An 18,274-nucleotide genomic window follows, 5' to 3' on the forward strand; every position below is an offset into this window, starting at 1 on the left:
CAGCCGCCGTATCCACACACCACTGCGGCCGGCGGAGACCCGTCTCCTGAGCCAGTGCGGTGAGCCGCTGTTCACGGATCCGCTGTCGCCGGCGTCTGCTGTCTCTGCGCGCGGTGCGCCGCGTCCCCGTGTACGCGGTGAGGCCGGGGATGTTCACGGGATGCCTCCGAGGCAGGTCGCTGCTGGGGTACTGGTTCGGTGTCCGCTTCAGAGGCCGGGGGTACGAGTGCGAAGCCGTGGTTGCCGTCCGAGGAGTTCGGCCAGGCCCTGGCGGGTCGTGGCGAGGACCACCCGGTCCTGCGGGCGCAGGACGTACCCGGGGTGCGGCTCCCACACGAGACCGGCGGGCCGCTCGGTGTCGTCGTGGGCCGGGGTGGCGGCGAGGTCGGGGAGGCGGTCGTCGGGGGCGGCGGTGTCCAGGGCGAGGACGCGCCAGGCGCCGGGCCGGAAGGACTCGGCCACCGTGCGTCCCTCCAACTGGGGGTGCCCGGCGACGCTCAGGGCCGCGAAGAGCAGGACACGGCGTTCGACGGGGATGGCGCCGAGGATCTGGCGGCCCATCATGGCGCCGGCGAAGGCGGGCGCGGCGAGGGTGGAGACGCTGCGGCTGCGGGTGAGGGCGTGGGGGTGGGCGGCGCGCAGGGTGCGGTGGACGGCGGTGGCGAAGTCGTCGTCGTAGAGGCGGAGTGCTGTGCGCAGGCCGGGTTTGACGGAACGCGCGTACAGGGCGGCTTCGAGGTTGGTGGTGTCGTTGCTGGTGAGGGCGAGCAGGGCGTGGGCACGGTCGATCCTGGCGGCTTCCAGGACGCCTTCCTGGGTGACGTCGCCCACGACGGTGGGTACGCGCAGGCGGCGGGCGAGCGGGATGCCGCGTGCCTCGGGGTCCTCCTCCACGCACACCACGGGGATACCGAGCTCGTGCAGCCGGGACAGGACGCGGGTGCCGATCTTGCCGAGGCCGAGCAGGACGACGTGGCCGGACAGGCCGCGGGGCGGGCGGCGCAGCGAGACGGCGGTGCGGAAGGTGCCGAACGCCTCCAGGGCGGCGGCGAGCAGCACGGGCAGGAACAGCAGTCCGGCCAGACCGGCGAGGAGCTGGAGCACCTGACGGCTCGTGGCTTCGTCGAGGGCGGGGTCGTTGATGGCGAAGAGGTCGAGCAGGGTGAGGTAGGCGGCGTGCAGCGGAGGGCCGTCGGTGGTCAGCGAGGTGGCGACGGCCAGACCCAGCACACAGGTCACCAGTCCGGCCAGTGACCAGCGCAGCCGGGCCGGGAACAGGGTGGCGAGCGGCAGCCCCCGTCCGGCCAGGCGGCCCGGCGGGGGCGTGGCGCCGGTGTGGGTGACGGTCTCCAGGACGACCGTGCCGCGTCCGGTGGCGGCGGCCACCGTCTCGTCGTCGGGCAGCAGCGTCGGCCCCTCCCGGCCGCTGGCGTCCGAACCCTCCGCACCGGCCGGGTCGTCGGTGGTCGACGACAGCAGGGCGAGCGTGCACAGGCCGGGGTCGGCCACCTCGCCCGCGGCCGGTGGTGTGCGTTCCACCGCGCGCAGCAGCAGCCCGTCGGCCTGGACGACCTTGCTGGTGCCCGTGACGGCGGTGGCCGCGAGGGCGGGAGCGGCGGTGTCCGCGTCCGACAGGACGGTGGTGGAGGTGTCCAGCGCCGCCGGGTCCAGTCCGGGGACGGCCAGGACGGCGGCCTGGTCGAGGAGTTCCTCCAGGCGTTGGCCCAGCTTGCGGTTGTAGAGCCGGATGACCAGGCGCAGCCGGGGGTTGAGCCGGCGGGCGGCGAGCGCGGCGCGGATGTTGGTCTCGTCGTCGTCATGAACCAGGGCCAGCGCGGCGGCCCCGTGTACCCCGGCCTCGGCCAGCACGCTCTCGTCCAGGTCGGGGGCTTCGAGCACGCGCGGCGCGTCCGGGCCGGTGTCCGTGCGTCCGATCACGGACTGCACCCGGCCCAGCAGGGCCGAGGCACGTGCTCGCGCCACGGTGCCGGTCCGGGGCGCCGGCGGGACGACGAGGGTGACCCGCTCCCGGTACACCGCGGTGAGCTCGTCGGCCAGCCGCTCGGCGAGCGCGTCGTCGCCGCACACGATCATGTGCCCCGATCGGGGAACACGCCGAGCGGGCTGCGGGAACACCGTCATACGGCACCTCCCCGGGGACCGGGACGAGGACGAAGCCCTGCGGACGCCCGTGCCGGGCGGCCCTGAGCGCATCGGGTGGCGGCATCGAGGGCAGCGCCGCGCTCACCCTCGCCGACGCCGACCAGCGGGCTGCGGGTCCGCGCGATGAGGTCCGCGATCCGCGTGAGGCCGGCGTTCTCCTCGACCGTCGGCGGGCCGGGGCTGCCGGGAGGCACGACGGCGTACGGCGCGGCGTCGGTGCCGGCGACCAGGAGCGCGGGTAACCGGTACCGGGCCGGCAGCCGGACCGCGTGGGCGGCGTCCCCGTCGGTGGTGACGTACGGGCAGGGCTCGGCGCGGTCACGCGCCGACACGGCCGGCCTCCTTGGCGGCGGGCGGTGTGTCGGCACCGGAGGGTACGCCCGTGAGGTCCTCGACGTGGAAGAGACGAGCGATCGGCACGTCGGTGGAGCTGTGGGCGACGATCGAGAAGGCGATGCACACGGCGATGAGTGTGAACGCCTCCTCGCCCTGCGGGATCCCGGCCTGGAGCACGAGCAGCCCGTACACCACCGAGGCGAAACCCTTCGGCCCGAACCAGGCCGCGACCAGCTTCTCCTGCCGGGTGAACCGGGTGCCGAGCAGCGACAGCAGCAGCGACGCCGGGCGGATCAGCACGATGGCCAGGACGACGGCGACGTACCCGCCGAAGGACAGGTCACCGAACAACTGCGGGGTCAGCAGCGCGCCGAACACCAGCAGCGCCGCGAACTTCGCCAGCTCCGCCAGTGCCTCGCCCAGCGGCTCGAACGCCTCCTTCGCCTCCAGTGAGCGTGCGGTGAGCACGGCGCCCGCGGAGAACGCGGCGAGGTAGGGGTTGGCGTGCGTGAGGTGGCAGACCGCGTACAGGATCACGCCGATCGCCAGCGGCAGCAGCGGCTGGAGCTTGGGCTCGGCGCCCAGCAGCCGGAACCGTACGAGCTCGATGACGACGTAGGGCAGGACGAGGCCGAAGACCAGCCCGAGGACCAGCTCCAGGGCGATCTTCCCCAGGGACGCCTCGGCGTGCCCGGAGGTCGGCCCGGCCGCCGCGATCAGGATGAGGACGACGGGCAGCGCGAGCCCGTCGTTGATGCCGCTCTCCACGTTCAGCAACTGCCGCAGTTTCGACGGGACTTCCTTGCGGCCGACGATCGCGGAGGCGAAGACCGGGTCGGTCGGCGCGAGAACCGCGCCGACCAGGAAGGACGTCGTCCAGTCCAGGCCCACCAGGTAGTGGGTGACCAACGCCATGCCGACGAAGGCCAGCGGCATGCCGAGCCCCAGCGCGCGGGCCGGGTTGCGCCAGTTCGCGCGCAGTTTGGGGAAGGAGACGTGCATGCCGTCGGTGAACAGCACCGCGAACAGCGCCAGGTCCGCCGTCACCGACACGATCTCGCTGTTCGGCGTGATGTGGATCAGACCGAGGAACCCGTCGCTGACGAGCGCGCCGCCGACCAGGAAGAGCAGCGATGTCGACAGCACCGTGCGGGCGGCGAGACCCGACAGCAGCACGGCGATCAGCAGCGCCACCCCGAAGACCACGACGAGCACCATGACCAAGACCCCCGATCGGCGAAGAGAGCTCTCCCAAGACCGCCGACCAGACTTCCCGGCACACCGAGGGCACCGTACACGGTCTTTACGCGGCGTTGACAGACTCTCGGCGCGCAGCCACGGCACCCCGTACGTTGCCGGATTCCGGCATCGAGCATGGCCCGAGACGTGTTTCAGCGGGCCTGGTGCGGTGCTGTGGAAGTCAGTTCGGTTCGGCCCTCTTTGCCGGGGACGGGCAGCGATCCCGCGGTGGACGGAGTACCCTCCTGCGACCACGCGTCGAGAAGATGTCGTCGGCGCATTCGATTCGGGAGGAACCCGCATGGCGGGACGGGACGTGTCCGAGAGGCACGACGAGTACGAGGCCTACCTGGAGGGGTACGCCCGTATCCTCGCCGACGCCTCGGCGACCGGCCGCCGGCTCTCCCGGGACGAACTGGCTTCACGCCGTGCCCAGGGCGAACAGGCCGCCGAGGCCGGGATCGGGCTGCGCGCCCTGGTCGGCGCCCACATGGCAGCCACCCGGGCGCACTGGCCCACCGGGAGCGGCGCGAACGTGGACGACGTGCTGTCCGCCGCCACACAGGCTCTCGACGCGTTCGCCGAGGGCTACGAACGGGCCCAGCGGCACGCCGTGCGCCAGGAGGAGGCCGCCCGCCGGGAGTTCATCGACGACCTGCTGTACGGCCGCAGCGACCTGGGCCGACTCGCCCAGCGCGCGGAACGCTACGGGCTGCGGCTGTCGTACGAGCACGCGGTCGCCGTGGCACGCGGTACGGCCGCCTACGAGGAGGGCGACCCGGTTCTTCGGGAGGTGGAGCGGGCTCTGATAGGCAGGTTCGGCGACCGCAGCGTCCTCCTCACCACCAAGGACGGCCGACTCGTGTGCGTCGCCCCCGGCGACCAGGACGAGATCCTCGGGCACTTCGCCAAGCAGGCGTTCGCCGCGACCGGCGGCGGACAGGTGGCGATCGGCCGCCCGCACGCCGGCCCGGCGGGTGTCGTCCAGTCGTACGAGGAGGCTCTGAACGCCCTCGACCTGGCCGAACGTCTGGAACTCGACGATCCCGTACTGCGCGCCGCCGACCTCCTCGTCTACCCCGTCCTCACGCGTGACCGGCAGGCCATGGCCGACTTGGTGGAAAGCGCCCTCGGCCCACTGCGCCAGGCCCGCGGCGGCGCCCAGCCGCTCCTTGACACCCTCACCGCCTACTTCGACTCCGGCTGCGTCTCCGCGGAGGCGGCCCGGCGGCTGTCGCTGAGCGTGCGCGCCTTCACCTACCGTCTGGAACGCATCCACAAGCTCACCGGCGCCGACCCGTCCGACCCGGTGCACCGCTACACCCTCCAGACCGCGGTGATCGGCGCCCGGCTGCTGGACTGGCCGACGAAACCCTTCTGAACCGCCCCCGCAGGGCGCCCAAACGTGATGATGATCGCATCGGCACGCCCGTATCGGGAGCGCTCGGGACGCATGCCCCGAGCCGGGGCGGTTAGTGTGTAAAGAACGCGTCAAAGGCGCGGGGTGTGCCGGGAAGTCTGGTCGGCGTCGAAGGGCACGTACGCCCAGGACTCGATGCTGTGGAGGTCTTCCCGGATGTGTGCCCCCCGTCGTGAGCGTTCCGTCTTCCTCGGCCTGCTGCCCTGGCCGGAGCGCGTGCGGGTGGCCCGCGCGCTGCGTACGGAGACGGTCGGCGGGCTGGTGCTGCTGGCGGCGGCCGTGGTGGCGCTGGTGTGGGCGAACACCCCGTGGAGCGGTACGTACGAGCACCTGCGCGACGCCCACTTCGGGATATCGGCGCTCGGCCTGGACCTGTCGGTGGAGCACTGGACGGCGGACGGGCTCCTGACCGTGTTCTTCCTGGTCGCCGGGATCGAGCTGAAGCGTGAGCTGGTCGTCGGCGAGCTGCGGACCCCGGCCACGGCCGCCCTCCCGGTGGTCGCCGCCCTGTGCGGTATGGCGGTCCCCGCCGGCGTCTACCTGGCCACCATCGGACTCGGCGGAGGCAGCGCACAGGGATGGGCGGTGCCCATGGCCACCGACATCGCCTTCGCGCTCGCCGTGCTCGCGGTGCTCTCCACCCATCTGCCGTCCGCCCTGCGAGCCTTCCTGCTGACCCTGGCCGTGGTCGACGACCTCGGCGCGATCCTGGTCATCGCGATCTTCTTCACCAGCGACCTGAACCCGGCCGCGCTCGCCGGGGCCGCGGCCGGCCTGATCGTGTTCTATGTGCTGCAGCGGTTCCGGGTGCGCGGCTGGTGGTGGTACGTGCCCCTGGGCCTGGTGATCTGGGCGCTGATGTACAACGGCGGCGTGCACGCCACCGTGGCCGGTGTGGCCATGGGCCTGATCCTGCGCACGGCCCGCGACGACGACGAGGACGCCTCCCCCGGCGAGCGGACCGAACACCTGCTGCGGCCGGTCTCCGCCGGGGTGGCGGTGCCGCTGTTCGCGCTGTTCGCCGCCGGGGTGAGCGTGTCGGGCGACGCGCCGGGCGAGGTGTTCACACGTCCGGAGCCGCTGGGAGTCGTCCTCGGACTGGTGCTGGGCAAGACGGTGGGGATCTTCGCGGGTACCTACCTGGCCGCCCGTTTCACCCGGGCCCGCCTCAACCCCGACCTGGCCTGGGCGGACGTGTTCGCCCTGGCGGTACTGGCCGGCATCGGCTTCACCGTCGCCCTGCTCATCGGTGAACTCGCCTTCCCCGACCCGGCCGCCGCCGAGCACATCAAGGCCGCCGTCCTCTTCGGCTCCCTGATCGCCGCCACGGTCGCGGCCCTGCTGATCAAACGCCGCAATGGCATCTACCGCCGTCTGTGGGAGGCCGAGAACCGGGACGAGGACGCCGACGGCATCCCCGACATCTACCAGCGCACCGCCCTTGGCCGCGATGGTGCCGAGAGCACGGGCTGAACGTCCGGAAAACCGCCCCGCTGGACGCTCTGCGGGAGCCGCCGCGAGGTAGGGTGACGGCCGCGCGGGGTTTGACGGGCTACGAACGAAGTCCATACCAATCCTTGACGGACTGGACATACGTGAAGGGGAGCCGTGGCGGGACGTTCCGCGCATCCGCGCAGGTCGCTGTTCACCGCGCACCCGGCCCGCGCGGTCGTGCTGGCCTTCGCCGCGGTGATCGCCCTCGGGACCGGGCTGCTCGCGCTGCCGGTCGCCGCCGAGGACGGTACGGCCACCGGGCTGGTGACCGCGCTGTTCACGTCCACCTCGGCCGTGTGTGTGACGGGCCTGGCGGTGGTGGACACCGGCACGTACTGGAGCGGTTTCGGCGAAGGCGTGATCCTCGCGCTGATCCAGGTCGGCGGCTTCGGCATCATGAGCATGGCCTCCCTGCTCGCCCTGCTGGTTTCCGGGAAGCTGCGGCTGCGACTGCAGCTCACCGCCCAGGCGGAGACCAAGAGCCTCGGCATCGGCGACGTACGCCGGGTGCTGCTCGGAGTCGCCGGCACGACGCTGATCGTGGAACTCGCGGTCGGCGCGATCCTCTCCCTGCGCTTCCGCTTCGGCTACGGCAACCCCATCGGTGAGGCCGTGTACCTGGGCTACTTCCACGCGGTGTCCGCCTTCAACAACGCCGGGTTCGGCCTGTACGCCGACAACCTCACCCGCTACGCCCAGGACCCATGGGTCACCCTGCCCATCGCCGCGGCCGTGCTCCTCGGCGGGCTCGGCTTCCCCGTTCTCCTGGAGCTGCTCCGCCACCGGAACCGCCACCGCACCACCGGCCGTCGCAACTGGACCCTGCACACCAGGCTGACGCTGGCCACCACCGGCGCCCTGCTCGCCGTCGGCACCCTGCTGACCTGTCTGCTGGAGTGGACCAACCCGGCCACCCTCGGCGCGTACGACTGGCCCGAGAAGCTCCTGAACGGGTTCTTCCACTCCACGATGACCCGCACCGCCGGCTTCAACTCCCTCGACATCGGGGCGATGAACGCCTCCACGCTCCTGATGACGTGCATGCTGATGTTCATTGGCGGCGGCAGCGCGGGTACCGCGGGCGGGATCAAGGTCACCACGTTCGCGGTGCTGGCCGTCGCGATCATTGCCGAGGTGCGCGGTGAACCCAACTCAACGGTCCTGGGCCGCAGGCTCGCCCCGCACAGCCTGCGCCAGGCGCTGACCGTGGTGCTGCTCGGCGTCGGCCTGGTCATGGCCGCCACGCTGGCCCTGCTCAGCATGACCTCGCTGCCGCTGGACGGGGTGCTCTTCGAGGTCGTCTCCGCGTTCGCCACCGTCGGACTGTCCACGGGCATCACCGCCGACTTTCCCGACGCCGGGCAGCTGATCCTGGTCCTGCTGATGTTCATCGGCCGCCTCGGACCGGTCACCCTGGTCTCGGCGCTGGCCCTGCGCGAGCGCGTCCGCCGTTACGAACTGCCCGAGGAGCGACCCGTCATTGGTTAACTACCTGCACTCCCTGCGTCGGCGCCGCAGCAAGCGGCTGGCGCATCAGCACGCCCAGCACACCGGGGACCAGCGGGTCGCGGTCATCGGCCTCGGCCGCTTCGGCAGCTCGCTGGCCAACGAGCTGATGCACCGCGGCTGGGACGTCCTCGGCATCGACACCGACACCCGGCTCGTGCAGAAGTACAGCGACGGACTGACCCACTCGGCGGTCGCCGACTGCACCGACCCCGAGGTGCTGCGCCAGCTCGGGGTGCACGAATTCACCAGTGCCGTCGTCGGCATCGGCACCGACATCGAGGCGTCCATCCTGGTCAGCTCCAACCTGCTGGAGGCGGAGGTGCCCAACATCTGGGCCAAGGCCATCAGCCGCCAGCACGGCCAGATCCTCGAACGCCTCGGCGTCCACCACGTCGTCCTGCCCGAGCACGAGATGGGCGAACGGGTCGCCCACCTGGTCACCGGGCGGATGCTGGACTTCATCGAGTTCGACGACGACTACGCCCTGGTGAAGACCGTCGCCCCGGACATCGCCACCGGCGTGCCCCTCGGCCAGAGCCAGGTCCGCAGCCGGTACGGCATCACGGTTGTCGGCATCAAACGCCCGGGCGAGGATTTCACGTACGCCACCGCTGACACGGTCGTCCAGAAGGGCGACGTCATCGTGGTCACCGGCAAGACCCACGCGGTGGAGACCTTCGCCGAGCTGAGCTGAGCCGCGCCGTGCCGTCTCCGGTTACGCGGCGTCGCCGTACGCAGAGGCCGGGGCCCGTGCCACCAGAGTAGCCGGCACTCCGACTAAGGACTGCGGATGAGCGACGAGGTCGAACGGGGCAGCGGACGTGTCCCGGTGCAGTACCACCAGTTCAACATTAGCGATGAGGAGGGACCCACCGCCCCAGATCTGGCATACGAGCACAACGGGCTCGTTGAGGTCACCGACGGTGTCACTGTCGTCCACACCGGCATCCATACCGGCGACGTGGACGTCACCGTCACGGTCCACGAAACCGCTCCCGCACCCGGCAACGACGACTGGCAGGAGATCGTGGAGCTCTCCGCGCACTCCGCGTCGGGCGATCTCATGGTCCGTGGCCTGATGGACGACCTGGACGAAGAGCTTCCCGTCCTGTCGTTCAACGGCCCTGGCGACTACCGGCTGCGCATTCACGCCCGCGGCCGAGACACCGCAGTCGACCTCGCCCCTGATGAGGTGACTGAGTGGTACCTCATCCAAGCGTGGCCGGCACCTACCGCACCCGTCACCGTGCTCCGCCACAGCGACGGCTACGGCGCGTCGGTACGCTCTCACTGAGCACTTCACACGTCTGCCCGCCCACCACTACGTGGGCGGGCAGAGCCATCCGCACTGCGGCGCAGGACGCACGAGCGCCCGACCTCTTGGTGTCGAAGCAACTTGGGCGGGGGCGCTGCCTGGGGCCGGTATGCCTCTCGCCTGCACTGATCGTCCGCAGACGTCCGCGCTCGTCTGCTGTTGTTCGTCGGCGTTGTCACGCAGTTAGACACTCACCTGGAGGCTTCAGGTGCGCGGAATCAGTCGGGCACGGGCCTGCAACCCGGGCTTACCGACTGCCCTCACCGCCTTGACCGGCTGCCGACCGCTGTGGTCGTCCGCCGTCGTTGCCGTCGACGCACACGGCCCCGGAGGGCCCTTCGGGTGCGCGCCCCGCTCATCGCTTGGGAAACGACGGCGCTTGCGCGCCCACATGGCTATTGACCTGTGTAGATTCGCTGTGTTTCGCTCGGCGTGAGGCCTGGTGGCACCGCTGTCGACTGTGGTTGTCAGCCCTGAAGGGCACACCAAGGGCAGGCGTGCAGGGGCGGATCAAGGGGGGCATGAGGTGTCTCGGGGCGTTGGGGGACTCGTCGGACTCGCGGGCGAAGCGACCGCATCGCACATGCGCACACCTCGACCGGTCCTGCCCCGGCAGTGGGCGCCACGAGGTCGATGCTCCTTATCGGACGGACGGCCTTGGACGTCACCGCTGTTCCGTACTGCCGCTCGCCGGTGATGTTGCCGGCGTCGTCTCCGGCGGCCTGCCGGACACGGCATCGCGGTCTGCCGGGTGCGCGATGAACTGACGTGACGGCTGCCTCAGTGGCCCGTGGGCGACCAACAGGGCGAAGAGCGGCATCAGTCGGGCTGTCACCCGGCAGAGCGAGCTGTGCGGATACGCCGACGGAACCCGGACCGTGACCTTTCCGTGTCGCGGTGACGAAGCGAACCAGCTCTGCCACGACCAACATCGAGCAAAGCAGTCAAAAATTGAGATACATACCACCGCAGGACTTTCCACGAATAAACCGAAGAACCGAGCTCTCCGTGTGGCGCCGACCACGGGCGCGACTCTGGGCCGTAGCGGGTGCCGTGACCCTCGGATTCCTCATTGCGCTGGAATTCGCCGCGCGTCGCTACGGCCTGCCAGGGCCGATCACCAACCAGGTGCGAGAGGTGATATTCGCCCCCAAGTCGGGCGGTCTGTTGTACGCCGCTATGGCGTTGATGATGGTGGTACTCACCTGGCGGCAACGATTCATCGCGGTGGCTGCGGCGATCGGCGTCGATATCGCGTTCCTGGCGGTCCGGTGGGCGATCGACTACCAGGTGACCGACGGCCACCCCTTCGGCAATGGCGCGTTGTGGGTGATGCTCGGCTGTGCGGTCATCGCTGTCACTCGCCGCACCGGCCGGGAACGTGTCCTGCTGCTGAAGGGCGTCGGGCTGGGCCTGCTGCTGGTGGCGGGCCGCAAGACCGGCGACACCTGGCTGCTGATCACGTCGAAGACCCGCCCGATGGTGCTCGACCAGTACGTGGCAACCGCCGATCACGCGCTGGGCAATCCGTCGTGGCTGGTAGGCCGGATCGTCACGGCCACCGGCCCCATCGGCTTCAATTTTCTCGACACCGTCTACGGCCAGCTCGCGGTGGCCGCGGTCATAGCCGCGCTCTACCAACTGCGTAACGTGGCGGTCGAGCGCCGCTTCCCGCGCCACCACCTGGTGCGCACCTTCCTGGTGATAGGCCTCCTCGGGCCGGCCTTCTACATGATCTACCCGGTGGTCGGACCGGTCTTCGCCTACGGCACCGGCACCGATCACTGGGCGCAGGTCAGCCTGTGGGCGGAGGAAATGCCTTCCAGCGCGCGCTGGGCGGTGGCCGACCTGTGGCCGCAAACGCCGCCGCCGATCAATACGCCGCACCACATGCCGTTCGACGAGATCACCCCGAGGAACTGCATGCCCAGCCTGCACACGGCGTGGGCAACCGCGATCTTCATCCATTCCCGCAAGGGCCCACGGATTCTGCGTTACGCAGGCACGTTCTGGCTGATCGCCACGCTCACCGCAACGCTGGGATTCGGCTACCACTACGGCGCGGATCTCATAGCCGGCGTGGTCTTCACGCTCACGATCGAGGCAGCTCTGCGCTCCCACGACCGCGGCTGGGATCGTTCCGGCATCCAACTGGTCGCTTACGGCGCAACGGTCTTCGCTGCGCTCTTGGTGTCCTACCGCCATCTACCGTTGGAGATGGCCAAGCATCCCTGGGTGTCCGGACCGCTTCTCATACTGGCGATGACCTCAGTGATCTACGGCTACGTACGGACCACCGCCCTGTGGGAGCCGAGCCCCGCCCCAGCCCGGCAACCGGAACCCCAACGCGAACTGCTCTGAATCGCTGCTGCATCAGGTTGTCGGCTGGGTACTGCGCGGTCGCGCGCGAGGCACCCGGCGTAGATCGGCGGAGCTGAGGCGGCTCCTCGCGGTGCGGGCGGATACGGCCCGCGCCCGTGTGATCAGCCGGAACCGGAACTGCCCGCCGCCTCGCTCGCGGCACGGCGGTACTCCTCGTTGATGCGCTGAGCTTCCTCGAGCTGGTCCTCGAGGATGACGATGCGGCAGGCAGCTTCGATCGGAGTCCCCCTGTCGACGAGTTCGCGGGCGCGAGCGGCGATCCGCAGTTGGTAGCGGGAGTACCGGCGATGTCCTCCCTCCGAGCGAAGGGGAGTGATCAGACGAGCCTCACCGATGGCTCGGAGGAAACCTGGGGTGGTGCCGAGCATCTCGGCTGCCCGGCCCATCGTGTATGCGGGGTAGTCGTCGTCGTCCAGACGATCACTAAGAGGGTTGTCCGCTGTCATGTCACCTCGCTGTGCAACGCGTCGAGGGGCCCTGGTGCCGTACGGCACCAGGGCCCCGAAGGAAATTCAACACCATCTGTCGGCCCTACTGCTGTGCCGACCTTCTGTTTCCGCTACCCGGCCCGGCAGCGGGGGGAGCGGGGGATCGCAGCTGCGTGACCGGGGACCACCATCCATTCTGGGGTCTTGCGGTACCCGGACCGAGTGCTTCTGGGCCCGGGCGATCCTGATGGCGTCTGTTCCTCCGTTCCTCGGTACTGCTGTTGGCAGCTCCTCGACGTGCGAGCCGCCCAGTGCGGCTCTCAGTCCCGTCACCGTTCTGGGAACACTTTGGCTTCGAGGCTCGAGAGCCGCACTGATCTGCGAACTTCGTGTTCATCCACCCGCCAGTTCGTGTCTGGCGGGTCTCGTTCGACCGTGATGACGAGTTGAAGCCTAACCATGTCAGGAACGAATGTCTACTCCAGCAAAGACAGATTTCACCTTTCTGGTGGAGGAGGAAGCCTGCGGCCTGCGGCGATGGGGCTGTCTCCGCCCCGTTGCCCGGCCAGGGGTTTCCGAGCGGACGACGACACAGCGGTGGGGGCCCTGCCGACGCGCGTCGGCAGGGCCCCCACCGGGATCCTGAGGGCGGTTTCCCGCCCGTCCTCATACGTCCATGGGGCCGGCGCCGCCGAGCAGTGCCGACGCGGTCCGAAGCGGCGTGGGAACGCCCATGGGCGCGGTCTCGGGGCGGTCGTGGCAGGTGAATCCGAGGCGCGCCATGGCCCGTGTGACTTCGCCGGCGGTGAAGTCACGGCGGTCCTGTCGCGTGATGACCTGTCCCACCTGCTTGACGGGGTAGCGGCGGCGGCCGATGGTCACGGACTCACCCGTGACGATCTCGGGCCTGACGCCTTTCATCGAGGCCAGGACCCCGGTCTTGGTCAGGTCGAACGGGTACCGGGCGATGACGCAGCGCATGATGCCTCCCAGGGGAGAAGTCGCGGGGGGAAGGAAACCGGGCTGTCCGGGGCGAGGCGGATCAGTGGGAGAGGGCGAGGACGCCCGCAACTCGGCCGTACTCACCGACTCCGCCGGGGCGGGCGCCGGGCGAGGGCAGCGATCCGTCGAGCACCTCCCGCAGACGGATCCGGTCCGTGTACATGGGACTGTCGCGGAGAACGGCGAGCCGGACCAGAGTGATCAAGTCCGTGCTCCGGTCGTCCCCGTCGCACACGGTCAGGTACTCGACACGGGCGCCCGCCATGACGGCCAGAGCCACCTCGACGGTCATGTCGTCACACACTCGAGGCCCGTGCGCTTCGATGTCGTCGACCACGGTCAGGGGGGCGGGGTCCGGCATGCGGTACTGCGTCTGGATTGACGTCAAGGGTGCCTCCTGCGGTAAGAGTTGACCGGTCTGCTGACCATTGCGGCCCCAGGGAGACCACGGTGGTCCGGGCACCGCGCCGGGCCTAGGCAGCCGATTCGTTGCCGGGCCGCAGCTGTGCCCTGCGGCGCGCCCCCGCGCCGACGGGCCGGCCCCGGCCGGTGCGGCCCCGGGACGGCGAAGACGCGCGACGGGGGCGTTCCACGACCGGCGCGGTGATGACCACCGGGAGGCCGGAGGGCGCCTGGGCGCCGGTGATGCGGCTCAGTTCCGCCTCGCCCGAGCGGACCGGTGTGATGTGCGGGGTGATGCCGGCCGCGGCCATCAGCCGGGTCATCCCGCGGCGCTGGCCGGGGGTCACGAGGGTGACGACGCTGCCGGACTCGCCGGCGCGGGCCGTACGGCCGCCCCGGTGCAGGTAGTCCTTGTGGTCGGTGGGCGGATCCACATTGACGACCAGGTCGAGGCTGTCGACGTGAATGCCGCGGGCCGCGACGTTCGTGGCCACCAGGACCGTGACGTGACCGTCCTTGAACTGCGCCAGGGTCCGGGTGCGCTGGGGCTGGGACCTGCCGCCGTGCAGGGCCGCGGCGCGGACGCCGCTGTTCAGCAGGTGCTTGGTCAGCCGGTCCACGGCGTGCTTGGTGTCCAGGAACATGATGACCCGGCCGTCCCGGGCCGCGATCTCGGTGGTTGTGCGGTGCTTGTCCGCGTCGTGCACATGGAGTACGTGGTGCTCCATCGTGGTGACGGCACCCGCCGACGGGTCGACGGAGTGGACCACCGGGTCGGTCAGGTAGCGGCGGACCAGCAGGTCGACGTTGCGGTCCAGGGTGGCCGAGAAGAGCATCCGCTGGCCCTCGGGGCGTACCTGGTCGAGCAGCGCGGTGACCTGGGGCATGAAGCCCATGTCGGTCATCTGGTCGGCCTCGTCGAGAACCGTGATGCCGACGTCGGCGAGCCGGCAGTCGCCCCGGTCGATGAGGTCCTTGAGCCGACCGGGCGTCGCGACGACCACCTCCGCACCCGAGCGCAGCGCCCCGGCCTGCCTGCCGATGGACATTCCGCCGACGACGGTGGCGAGCCGCAGGCGCACGGAGCGGGCGTAGGGCGCGAGCGCGTCGGTGACCTGCTGGGCCAGCTCACGGGTGGGGACGAGGACCAGGGCCAGTGGCCGGCGCGGCTCGGCGCGTCGGCCCGCCGTACGGGCCAGTACCGCGAGGCCGAAGGCGAGGGTCTTGCCCGACCCGGTGCGACCGCGACCGAGTACGTCACGGCCGGCCAGGGAGTTCGGCAGGGTCGCCGCCTGGATCGGGAACGGTACGGTCACGCCTTCCTGGCCGAGTGTGGTCAGCAACGGCGCCGGCAGGGCGAGATCGGCGAACGACGCAACAGCGGGCAACGCCGGCGTGACCGTCTTCGGCAGCGCGAACTCGCCCTGTGCGGCCCGTCGGTTTCCGTAACCGCTGGAACGGCGCGGAACGCCGGAGCGGCCTGCGGCAGCACTTCCTCCGAAGCGGTCATATGCGCGAGTTGTGCGTGCGCGAGTGGTGCGTGTGCGGTTCATGCGGAACCTTCCTCGACGTGGGCACGTATCAAGGAATTTCCGCAGCGAAATGAGCGGCGCAGAGAATCGCGAGAACGAGCCGTAAATGACAGGGTCGAAGCGCCCTGAAAATAAAGCGAGCCGGGGCCCGCACCCAAAGTGCGGGCCCCAGCGGCGAAGTATGCGTCAGTGCCGGTGCGTCAGGCGGGAACGATGTTCTCGGCCGTCGGGCCCTTCTGGCCCTGCGCGATGTCGAACGACACCTTCTGGCCTTCCAGCAGCTCGCGGAAGCCCTGGGTGGCGATGTTCGAGTAATGGGCGAAGACGTCGGCGCCGCCGCCGTCCTGCTCGATGAAGCCGAAGCCCTTTTCCGCGTTGAACCACTTCACAGTGCCAGTAGCCATTTTGTTTCTCCTTCGGAGGCGGTGTCAGGAATACGCCCTGTGCGGATTCCGTGTCGCCGTGATGATCAGCCGTCGGAAAAACCTTCTGGCAACCACACCTGCAACTGACGTCGACAGTAGCACGTCGACATCGGCCCTGCCCGATAAGTAATTCCGCGCCGCCTGTCGCCTCAGGAATATTTCTCGTGCGCCGCCTCGATTTCTTACTTTGCGGCGATAGATATTGTCTTCCGGGCTGCGGTATTGCCGCCGAGTTTTCCCGCTCGCAGCGCTGTGACCTCCTTCGATGGCTTGTGCGCGGCCGCTGTCGTCATCGGCGGACCAGATGCCGACGAAAGCGCCCAGACCCCCGAAGCGAGACGAAGGCCACATGGCGACCGTGCACCTGCCCGATGGAGGCGGTCCGGCGTCCGAAGACCCCTCAGGTGACCGCTTGTCCTCGACTCAGGGCGCACAGAGGGCACGAAACCCTCAAATTGGACTCGACACAAACAAACCCCAAGTCAGATGACTTGGGGTTTCTCTCTGGAGCGGGTGACGAGAATCGAACTCGCGCTCTCAGCTTGGGAAGCGACGGCGCTTGGGTGGGCTCTAGGTCTGCCTGTGAGAGCAGCGTTCGATGCAGAGCCGTCGAGGGGGACACGGGCGGCGTTGCGTGAGCAATCCCTACGAAGGGCCGGGGCTCTAGAGGATCCCGCATTCGTTGGCGCGGGTGAGCGCCTCGATGCGGTTGCGGGCGCCCAGTTTCTCCAGTGTTCGTTGCACGTACGTCTTGACCGTGTTCCGGGTGAGGCCGAGGGCCTCGGCGATCTCCGGGTTCGTCTCGCCCATCGCCATGCGGCGCAGGATGTCGTACTCGCGGCGGGTCAGTCCGCGCTCCTTGAGCCGTTTGGCCAGCAGGATATTCACGTCCTGTTCGAGGCTGGTGGAGATGACGCGCTCGCCGGCGTTCACTCGCCGGATGGTGTCCACCAGATCGGATCGCTCGGTGTCCTTGAGGATGACCGCGTGCGCTCCAGCGTCGAGGGCCGCGTTCAGCGCGGCGTGCTCGGGATACGCGGTGAAGATCACGACTTTGACGCCGGGACGGTGGGCGCGCAGTTCGCGGACCACTTCGGGTGCGAGCATGTCGGGCAGGCGCAGGTCGAGGAGGACGATGTCGGGGCGCAGGAGCTCGACCGCGGTGACGGCTTCTCTCCCGGAGCGGGCGAATCCCGCGACGGCGATCCACGGGGTGTTGCTGAGGGCCACCGTCACGCCGTCCAGGACGATGGGGTGGTCGTCGACGACCAGGACGCTCACCTTCTCCTGGTCGCCCGTCGTCTCCCGGTCCGAGTGCTGCTGACCCGACTCCTCCCGGCTCATGCGGGGACCCACGCCTGTACCGTGACGCCGCCGTCCTCGTTGCGGCCCACGCTCAGGCGTCCGCCCACGCGTGCCAGCCGTTCGGACATGGCCTGCATACCCAGTCCTTCCGAGGTGTTCCGGGTCGGAAGCCCCACGCCGTCGTCGGCGATCCGCACCGTGACTCCGCCCGCGCCCGCGAACACGCTGACCACGACGGACTGGGCCTGGGCGTGCTTCTCCACGTTCAGCAGGGCCTCCCTTGCCGCGACGACGAGCGCCCTGACGTGGGCCGGCGGCAGCGGCGGCACATCGGTGACCGTGATGAGCCGGGCAATGATGCCGGTGCGCTCCTGGAAGGCCCGGCAGTCGCCGCGCAGCGCCACACAGCCGGCGATCCGGTCCGGCGGAGCGTTCAGCGCGTGCAGCGACGTGCGCAATGCGGCTGCCGCCTCCACCGTCTGCTGCTCCAGGTCGCTGAGCCGTCCCTGCAGCGCGTCCCCCGGGGGCAGTTCCTCGGCCAGCCTGCGGATGCCCGCGCCGATCGTGAAGAGCATGGCCCCGACGGTGTCGTGGAGATCGAGGGCGACGCGTCGACGCTCCTCGTGCACCGCGATCTCGGCGGCGTGCCGAGCCCGCTCCGCGACGACCACCGCGGCTGCCGCGCGGGCAGCGGCCTGTTCGAAGAGCTGCGTCGCACGATCGTCGTACGACGCCGCGTAGCGGTTGGAGCCGTACAGCACGCCGAGCAGCCGGTCCTCGTAGACCATCGGAACGGCGATCATCGAGGTCATGCCCTCGGCCTCCACCACGGACTTGAAGTGGTGGGTGATGCTCTGGGCGTGCTGGTAGTCGCGCACCCACTTCGGTGTGCGCTCGATGAGGACCTGGCCACCCAGGCCGCAGCCGACGGGGACCACGAGTCCGTCCACCCTGTCGGTCCGCACGTTCAGCGGATGCCTCAGAACGATCTCGTCCGGGCCTTCCGGTTCGCCGACCCAGGCCGTGTCCGCGCCGCACACGGTGGGCACCGTCGCCACGATCCGGCGCATCGCGGCGGGACCGTCGAGCAGGGCAAGGATCTCCCTGTAACCCTCGGTGAGCTCGAACAGTTCGTCAGGCAGCGGCTGTCGCTGCTGTCCGCCCACCGGACCGGTCATGCTCGGGCACCTCCCTGCTCGGCCCTTACTTTCCCATGGTCACTGGTTCCGTTTCTGGACGCCATCTCCATCTGGAGACCTCCGCATGGGGCTGTCGGGCGTCCTCGGGCCCGCCCAGGATGCGTCGGTACCCCCCAGGCCAGC

General features: G+C 69.9%; 16 protein-coding genes. 6 read left to right on the top strand and 10 right to left on the bottom strand.

All coding sequences use genetic code 11. The annotated features are described in order from the left end of the window. Positions 1–207 precede the first annotated feature (207 nt). The 3 genes from ALMP_RS28170 to ALMP_RS28180 are packed head-to-tail and all read right to left on the bottom strand — an operon-like array spanning position 208 to position 3,717. Positions 208–2,094, bottom strand: a complete 1,887-nt coding sequence (locus ALMP_RS28170; protein ID WP_264933322.1) for an NAD(P)-binding protein — start codon at positions 2,092–2,094, stop codon at positions 208–210. A gap of 44 nt (positions 2,095–2,138) precedes the next feature. After that, positions 2,139–2,495, bottom strand: a complete 357-nt coding sequence (locus ALMP_RS28175; RefSeq protein ID WP_264933324.1) for a hypothetical protein — start codon at positions 2,493–2,495, stop codon at positions 2,139–2,141. Beyond that, the gene (locus ALMP_RS28180) at positions 2,482–3,717 is read right to left on the bottom strand and encodes a sodium:proton antiporter (protein WP_264933326.1); all 1,236 of its coding nucleotides are present in this window, start codon (positions 3,715–3,717) and stop codon (positions 2,482–2,484) included. Before ALMP_RS28180 ends, ALMP_RS28175 begins: the two co-directional genes overlap by 14 nt. A gap of 322 nt (positions 3,718–4,039) precedes the next feature. Between ALMP_RS28180 and ALMP_RS28185 the strand changes: the two genes are divergently transcribed. From ALMP_RS28185 to ALMP_RS28210, 6 genes are all read left to right on the top strand, one after another. Further along, entirely contained in the window at positions 4,040–5,119 is a 1,080-nt protein-coding gene (locus ALMP_RS28185; RefSeq protein WP_264933328.1) for a CdaR family transcriptional regulator, read from the top strand. Between the two features lie 195 nt (positions 5,120–5,314). Beyond that, positions 5,315–6,631 (top strand): Na+/H+ antiporter NhaA, encoded by a 1,317-nt coding sequence (gene nhaA / locus ALMP_RS28190; RefSeq protein ID WP_264933329.1) that lies wholly within the window; start codon positions 5,315–5,317, stop codon positions 6,629–6,631. Positions 6,632–6,766: 135 nt separating this feature from the next. Further along, on the top strand, positions 6,767–8,140 hold the full coding sequence (locus ALMP_RS28195; RefSeq protein WP_264933330.1) for a TrkH family potassium uptake protein: 1,374 nt from the start codon (positions 6,767–6,769) through the stop codon (positions 8,138–8,140). Continuing rightward, positions 8,133–8,855: a TrkA family potassium uptake protein gene (locus ALMP_RS28200; protein ID WP_264933331.1), complete on the top strand. Its 723-nt coding sequence runs from the start codon at positions 8,133–8,135 to the stop codon at positions 8,853–8,855. The genes ALMP_RS28195 and ALMP_RS28200 overlap by 8 nt, the downstream gene beginning before the upstream one ends. A gap of 96 nt (positions 8,856–8,951) precedes the next feature. Then, entirely contained in the window at positions 8,952–9,455 is a 504-nt protein-coding gene (locus ALMP_RS28205) for a hypothetical protein (RefSeq protein ID WP_264933333.1), read from the top strand. A 1,029-nt stretch (positions 9,456–10,484) separates the two neighbouring features. After that, complete coding sequence (locus tag ALMP_RS28210) at positions 10,485–11,837, top strand: phosphatase PAP2 family protein (RefSeq protein WP_264933495.1); 1,353 nt, start codon at positions 10,485–10,487, stop codon at positions 11,835–11,837. 122 nt (positions 11,838–11,959) lie between these two features. Here the strand turns inward: ALMP_RS28210 and ALMP_RS28215 are convergent, their stop codons facing one another. From ALMP_RS28215 to ALMP_RS28245, 7 genes are all read right to left on the bottom strand, one after another. Next, positions 11,960–12,304 carry a MerR family transcriptional regulator gene (locus ALMP_RS28215; protein ID WP_224740483.1) on the bottom strand — a complete coding sequence of 115 codons (345 nt, stop codon included), beginning with the start codon at positions 12,302–12,304 and terminating at the stop codon, positions 11,960–11,962. A 648-nt stretch (positions 12,305–12,952) separates the two neighbouring features. Continuing rightward, entirely contained in the window at positions 12,953–13,267 is a 315-nt protein-coding gene (locus ALMP_RS28220) for an SCO5918 family protein (protein WP_264933336.1), read from the bottom strand. A gap of 61 nt (positions 13,268–13,328) precedes the next feature. Then, entirely contained in the window at positions 13,329–13,649 is a 321-nt protein-coding gene (locus ALMP_RS28225) for a CBS domain-containing protein (RefSeq protein WP_264933496.1), read from the bottom strand. Positions 13,650–13,761: 112 nt separating this feature from the next. Continuing rightward, positions 13,762–15,243: a DEAD/DEAH box helicase gene (locus ALMP_RS28230; protein WP_264933337.1), complete on the bottom strand. Its 1,482-nt coding sequence runs from the start codon at positions 15,241–15,243 to the stop codon at positions 13,762–13,764. Positions 15,244–15,422: 179 nt separating this feature from the next. Then, entirely contained in the window at positions 15,423–15,626 is a 204-nt protein-coding gene (locus ALMP_RS28235) for a cold-shock protein (protein WP_028799214.1), read from the bottom strand. Between the two features lie 684 nt (positions 15,627–16,310). Then, on the bottom strand, positions 16,311–17,003 hold the full coding sequence (locus ALMP_RS28240) for a response regulator transcription factor (RefSeq protein ID WP_264933346.1): 693 nt from the start codon (positions 17,001–17,003) through the stop codon (positions 16,311–16,313). Beyond that, complete coding sequence (locus ALMP_RS28245; protein ID WP_264933348.1) at positions 16,988–18,130, bottom strand: GAF domain-containing protein; 1,143 nt, start codon at positions 18,128–18,130, stop codon at positions 16,988–16,990. The genes ALMP_RS28240 and ALMP_RS28245 overlap by 16 nt, the downstream gene beginning before the upstream one ends. Positions 18,131–18,274: the final 144 nt, after the last annotated feature.

The organism is Streptomyces sp. A012304 (assembly GCF_026008495.1).
Taxonomy (GTDB): Bacteria; Actinomycetota; Actinomycetes; order Streptomycetales; family Streptomycetaceae; genus Streptomyces.